At 63.1% G+C, this 5,374-nt stretch carries 4 protein-coding genes, 1 tRNA gene and 1 pseudogene; 2 read left to right on the top strand and 4 right to left on the bottom strand.

Annotated features, from left to right (window positions below):
• Positions 1 to 454 precede the first annotated feature (454 nt).
• The gene (locus MOV74_RS30485; protein WP_246930499.1) at positions 455 to 616 is read right to left on the bottom strand and encodes a hypothetical protein; all 162 of its coding nucleotides are present in this window, start codon (positions 614 to 616) and stop codon (positions 455 to 457) included.
• A gap of 646 nt (positions 617 to 1,262) precedes the next feature.
• Positions 1,263 to 1,490, bottom strand: coding sequence for a DUF2171 domain-containing protein (locus tag MOV74_RS30490; RefSeq protein WP_027574503.1), 228 nt, complete (start codon positions 1,488 to 1,490; stop codon positions 1,263 to 1,265).
• A gap of 117 nt (positions 1,491 to 1,607) precedes the next feature.
• Between MOV74_RS30490 and MOV74_RS30495 the strand changes: the two genes are divergently transcribed.
• Entirely contained in the window at positions 1,608 to 2,894 is a 1,287-nt protein-coding gene (locus MOV74_RS30495; protein WP_246930501.1) for a hypothetical protein, read from the top strand.
• A 34-nt stretch (positions 2,895 to 2,928) separates the two neighbouring features.
• Here MOV74_RS30495 and MOV74_RS30500 read toward each other — a convergent pair whose 3' ends face one another.
• Both MOV74_RS30500 and MOV74_RS30505 read right to left on the bottom strand, forming a co-directional pair.
• Complete coding sequence (locus MOV74_RS30500) at positions 2,929 to 3,156, bottom strand: hypothetical protein (RefSeq protein ID WP_246930503.1); 228 nt, start codon at positions 3,154 to 3,156, stop codon at positions 2,929 to 2,931.
• A gap of 142 nt (positions 3,157 to 3,298) precedes the next feature.
• Positions 3,299 to 3,375, bottom strand: a tRNA-Arg gene (locus tag MOV74_RS30505).
• A 406-nt stretch (positions 3,376 to 3,781) separates the two neighbouring features.
• Between MOV74_RS30505 and MOV74_RS30510 the strand changes: the two are divergent.
• Positions 3,782 to 5,374 (top strand): annotated as a pseudogene (locus MOV74_RS30510) (alpha-2-macroglobulin family protein); the annotation flags it as partial.

The raw sequence follows: 5,374 nt of genomic DNA on the forward strand, positions 1-5,374 counted from the left end.
ATGCAACAGGGGCTGCCGCCGGCGCGGTTCTCGGCGGCGCAACCGGAGCCATCGCGGGCGCCACCGCCGCATCCCAGCCCGGTTACTATTGGGCGCAGGGCACTTGCTACTACCGCTATCCGAGCGGCCAGTATGTGCAAGCCGATCCCCGCGCCTGCTACTGAGCTTTCCAAGCCGGATTGAAGCAGAGGCGGGCCCCGGCCCGCCTTTTTCTTGCGCGCCGGTAATTGCGTCAAATTGGCGCTGGCGCTCGTTGCCGCCTCACGCAAGTCTCAAAACAAAAATGTCGGGATGATTCGCGGGGACGTGAGACATGCTGGATGCAATCCAGATCAGCTTGGCGCTTTGGGCCATGATCGTTTGCGGCGGGATCAAGCTTGGGCAGGTGCTGCACTGCCTGCTCTAGCGCACGATTCCGGCGGCGACCCTTGCAGGGGGACGGATCACCCTCGCGTCAAGACACGAGCCAGTTGAAGAACGCAATCGCGCCCCAGACCAGGCCGGCGATCCAGGCCAGCATCACGATGCCGATGGTCCCGAGATAGGCGACGCCGACCAGATCGCTCCTGTGTCGTTGCGTCGGGACGTTGGCTGAGGCTGCTGCGTCTTGTGTCATGACGGAAAACACCATCGATGTCCTCGCGCGCTCCTGAAAGCGTCGAGACCATGTTTAGCCGAGGTGCAGGGCCGAGACTGTGACGCCATTCACAGATCGTAAGAATGAAGCTGATCTTCACGGCTTCGCAATCAGCGCATGCATACGGTGAGGTGGGGTGCCCGCGCGCTCGTCCAGCCAGGAAACCGTGACGTGACCCCGCAATCATACGGACGAAATTGCCACGCGCTTGTCCAGATGGCCGGCTAGAGTAGACCTCATGTGTACCAGGTACGACCCACGGCATGAAGCCGAGGCCGCGATGAAGCGGGCTGCGGCATCGGAAGGCGTCGATCGGCAACGCTTGATCCAGCTGGCCTTGGCCTGGAATGAGCTCGCCCGCGATCGGCGCGACGAGCGGGCGGACTGAGGGCAATTTCTCGGGGAGATTTGACGATCACAGGCCGAGGTCGCTCGGCCCGTTGATCTACATGGGAAGGCCCCGTGCTCGGGGGACAAGCACGGGGCCCTTCAAAGCCGACCGGGGCTGGGAGGTCGGCACCACTTGATTTCGTGCATTCCAACGTACCCATCGTGATCTCGTTCCACGCTGTCTTTGCATTATTGTGCCCCGTTTCGATGAAAGCCCCCGAAGGGGCTCAGTGTTTTAGGCGGCTTCCGTCTTCGGGACTGCGTCGGCATTCACTGACAGCTTGACGACGTCGCCTTCGACGGCACCGACATATTTGGTGTCGATATAGTGATGATGGTCCTTGTGACCTTCCGGGCTGTCCTTGCGCGTCAGCTTGATCCGGTTGCCCTCGACGCGGTCGACGGTGCCGACATGTGCGCCGTCCTTGCCGATGATTTTCATGTGCTCTCTGATGTCAGCCATGTTGTCCTCCTTGCATAGGTCTCAACTGCCGACTCCGCTGTTCGTTGCAGCAGACTGGCGTTGGACCCAAGGCGCTTTCCGCACGTTGAACCTCCGATCGGATCTGCCAAGACGCACATGGAGACCATTCAGGCCTATCTGGAACGGAAGCATGAGGAGCTCAGGCTGTTGAACGACTGCCTGAGACATCGGCTTGATCTGGCGCGTCCGCGTTCCGTCGACGATATCGTCAGGTCCAAATTCCAGATCACCGCGGCGCTGAGGGCGGAGCAGGAGCTGCACGACTGGAAGGCGACCGAGACAGCCTGGTCGCATACGGCCGATCGCGTCAGCGGGCCCTTCGAGTTCAGTTACGACTACCAGCGAGCGGACCTCACGGTGCGCGGGCCTTCATTCTATGAGTTCGACTGCGGCTGCGCGAGCACGGCGATCTATACTGCCTCAGGCATGGCCGCGATCTCCGCCGTATTGCTGGCCTCCGCGCAGATTGTCGAGAAGGCTGATATCCTGGTGCTTCCAGGCTCCTATGGCGAGACGCTGGAGCTGATCCGGGGCTTTGTTCCTCATTTGCGGCTCGTGGCTTTGAGCCTGCCGCTGGGCGATGCGTGTGCTTCGGGGAATTCGCCGCGAATTCTTCTGTTGGATTCCTGCTCTCTCGCAGGCGCTTTCGAGGCCGCGCTCCGAAGTGACGGCTCGGGTCTCGATCTCCTTGTTTTCGATACGACCTGCTTCGCCGGCCGTTCGGGCCGGATCAGGCGGGTCCTGAAATGGGCCCGGCGATACGGAATTCCGCTGGTGCTGGTGCGAAGCCACAACAAGCTCGATTCGCTCGGGGCGGAATATGGCCGGCTCGGCTCGGCCGTCTTCGTGCACGGGAATGAGCCCCGGCAGCGGGCAGGACGCCCTGAATGGACACGTCTCGCGTCCGAAACGCGCAACGCGGTGCGACTGCTCGGCGGCGCGGCCTTGCCGGCGCATTTCCCGCCCTTCGTGGGCAGCGCGGCCTACTTGGCCCTCACGAAGCGGCGCGTAGCGGCAATCTTGCGCAACAGCCGAAGCATGGCTCGCTATTTTGCTGCGAAGCTCCCGGCGCTCTCGGCCGAACTCCATTTCACCCACGGTCTCTACGTTACCCTCCGGGGCAAGCGTCCCCTCGACGAGGCAAGCGCGCGGCAGGCGGCCGAGGACATGAGCAACGAGCTGCGCGCAGAAGGCTTCCCGATCCGCCACGCCGGCAGCTTCGGTTTCGACTTCGCCGCGACCGAGTGGTTTCACGACGCGACCACGGACCAATACAGCGTGCGGGTGGCGGCCTCGGATTTGCCGACGGACATGTGGGACGATCTCACCGCGGCGATTGCGCGGTGGTGGTGGGCCCATCAGTGCGCGGGCGGTGAAGCTTGAGTATTTTGGCGATAGGGCGAGGAGGGCGTCTCGATCAGTCGATCGCCAGGCAATGCTCCAAGGTCGGCTTTTCGTTGTTGTCGCGGTTGGGACGCGCCCACTCCTGGACGGCAAAGGAAAGGTGATGCTGGCCCATAGCGGCGCCAATGATCGATGCTTGAGCCACCTTGATGGGCTTCGTGACCACACTGGTGTTCACAACGCCTGCGTCGATTGCCAAAAACGACATAGCGACGATTGCCACCGCAGATGCGATGGCCATTCTCGTCCATTCGGCTGGAAGCATCGGAGTCCTTGACCGGGCGCAATTCGCCCCGCGCTTAGATAGGGCTGTTCGGCCCGGTTCAAAGGCCGTCGTATGGTTACCCACGCGTTCGTGAAGGCCGGTGAACTTAGAATGAGACTGGCGATCCCAGCAGGACTCGAACCTGCAACCCGCGGAGTAGAAATCCGCTACTCTATCCAGTTGAGCTATGGGACCGTCGCTGCGCCAGCCTCCGTTTGGGGGCCGGCCGTTCATCTACCATGCCAAATATGAAAAATATCGTGTTTCGCCAAGTCTGAACCGAACCGTTTTCCTCAGAGCCGCGACAAAGCGAGACGGTGGCATGTCAGGGTGCCGGGTTGAGCGGCTGCGGACTGGACGATGGATCACATCGCCGGGAACGCTGACCAGCTTCCGGGATGTGGCCGCCGATCGACGGGTCAGGTATCGCTGCGCCATCAGGACGGCGTGCGTGGCGATAACTTGATCGGTCTCCTCTGGGCTTGCCTTTCCATGGCGAATGCGACGATTTGCACCTTTGGTTCCATCGCCTTGAGTCTGTCACCTTTCCGCGCATTTCTGCTGCCTGCGGGCGGCTGTCCGCGATTTCCGGGAGTCCATCATGATCGGTCTTGTTCGCGCCGTCACATTCTGCGCCGCGCTGGCGCTCGGCCTTAGCGCGGCGCAAGCCGCTGACAAAGCGTTCAAGCGCGACGACCTGGCCGATTCCGCGATCAAGCTGGAGGCGCAGATCAAGAGCGAAGCGGGGCCGGTCGCCAAGACCAATGCGACGCTGAAGACGGATGCCGACGCCGCCTTCCGGCGTAATGATTATCGCACCGGCCTGTCGGTCCTCGGCCAGATCGCGGCGACCACGCCGGAAGACGCCGGCAACTGGCTGCGGCTCGCCAAGGTCATCTTCCAGATATCGCCAAAGAGCTCGAGCGAGCAGACCTTCCTGCTGGAACGCGCCTCGACCGCGGCCTACATCGCCTATCTGCGCGCCGGCAATTCGGGCGAGGAGGCCGACGCGCTCGCCGTGCTCGGCAAGTCGCTGTCGGAGCGCAAACTGTGGCGGCCGGCGCTGGATTCGTTGCGGCTCTCGCTCGACATGCGCGAGGTCGCCGACGTCCGCGGCCAATATGAGAAGATGCGCGACGAGCACGGCTTCCGGCTGCTCGACTATACCGTGGACTCGGATTCGGCGAGCCCGCGCGCCTGCTTCCAGTTCTCCGAGGAATTGGCAAAGCGCACGGACTTTGCCCCGTTCCTGGCGCTCGCGGGTCAGGACAAGCCGGCGCTGTCGGCCGAAGGCAAGCAGCTCTGCGTCGACGGGCTGAAGCACGGCGAGCGCTACAACATCAATCTGCGCGCCGGCCTGCCGTCCACCGTGAAGGAGGGGCTGCCGAAATCGGCCGAGTTCAACGTCTATGTGCGCGACCGCAAACCCTTCGTGCGCTTCACCAGCCGCGCCTATGTGCTTCCCAGGACCGGCCAGCGCGGCATTCCCGTGGTCAGCGTCAACACGCCCGCGGTCAATATCAACGTGTTCCGGATCGGTGACCGCAACCTGATCAACACGGTGGTCGACAGCGACTTCCAGAAGACGCTGTCGAAATATCAGCTCAGTGATCTGGGCGGCGAGCGCGGCGTCAAGGTCTGGACCGGCGAGCTCGCGACCGCGATGACGCTGAATCAGGACGTCACCACGGCATTCCCGGTCGATCAGGCCCTCGGCGAGCTCCAGCCGGGCGTCTATGTGATGACGGCCGCCGCAAAGGGCCCAGGCTCGGACGACGATTATCAGCTCGCCACGCAATGGTTCATCGTCTCCGATCTCGGAGTTGCAGCCTATTCCGCCAATGACGGTATCCACGTGTTCGTCAACTCGCTGGCCTCGACCGATCCGGTCGGCAAGGCCGAGGTGCGGCTGGTTGCCCGGAACAACGAGATCCTGGCCACCCGCAAGACCGACGAGTCCGGCCACGTGCTGTTCGAGGCCGGCCTTGCGCGCGGCGAGGGCGGCCTGTCGCCTGCGATGCTCACCGTGACCGGCGAGAAGGCCGATTATGCCTTTCTCAGCCTGAAGTCCTCTGCCTTCGACCTGTCCGACCGCGGCGTCTCCGGCCGCGCGGTGCCTGCCGGCGCCGACGCGTTCGTTTATGCCGAGCGCGGCGTCTACCGTTCCAGCGAGACCGTCTATCTCACAGCGCTC

The organism is Bradyrhizobium sp. SHOUNA76, from assembly GCF_023006445.1.
Taxonomy (GTDB): domain Bacteria; phylum Pseudomonadota; class Alphaproteobacteria; order Rhizobiales; family Xanthobacteraceae; genus Bradyrhizobium.

Excerpts from the sequence above, each read along its gene's own strand:
- MOV74_RS30490 (WP_027574503.1), bottom strand. The coding sequence starts at position 1,490 with ATGGCTGACATCAGAGAGCACATGAAAATCATCGGCAAGGACGGCGCA.
- MOV74_RS30495 (WP_246930501.1), top strand. The coding sequence starts at position 1,608 with ATGGAGACCATTCAGGCCTATCTGGAACGGAAGCATGAGGAGCTCAGG.
- MOV74_RS30485 (WP_246930499.1), bottom strand. The coding sequence starts at position 616 with ATGACACAAGACGCAGCAGCCTCAGCCAACGTCCCGACGCAACGACAC.
- MOV74_RS30500 (WP_246930503.1), bottom strand. The coding sequence starts at position 3,156 with ATGGCCATCGCATCTGCGGTGGCAATCGTCGCTATGTCGTTTTTGGCA.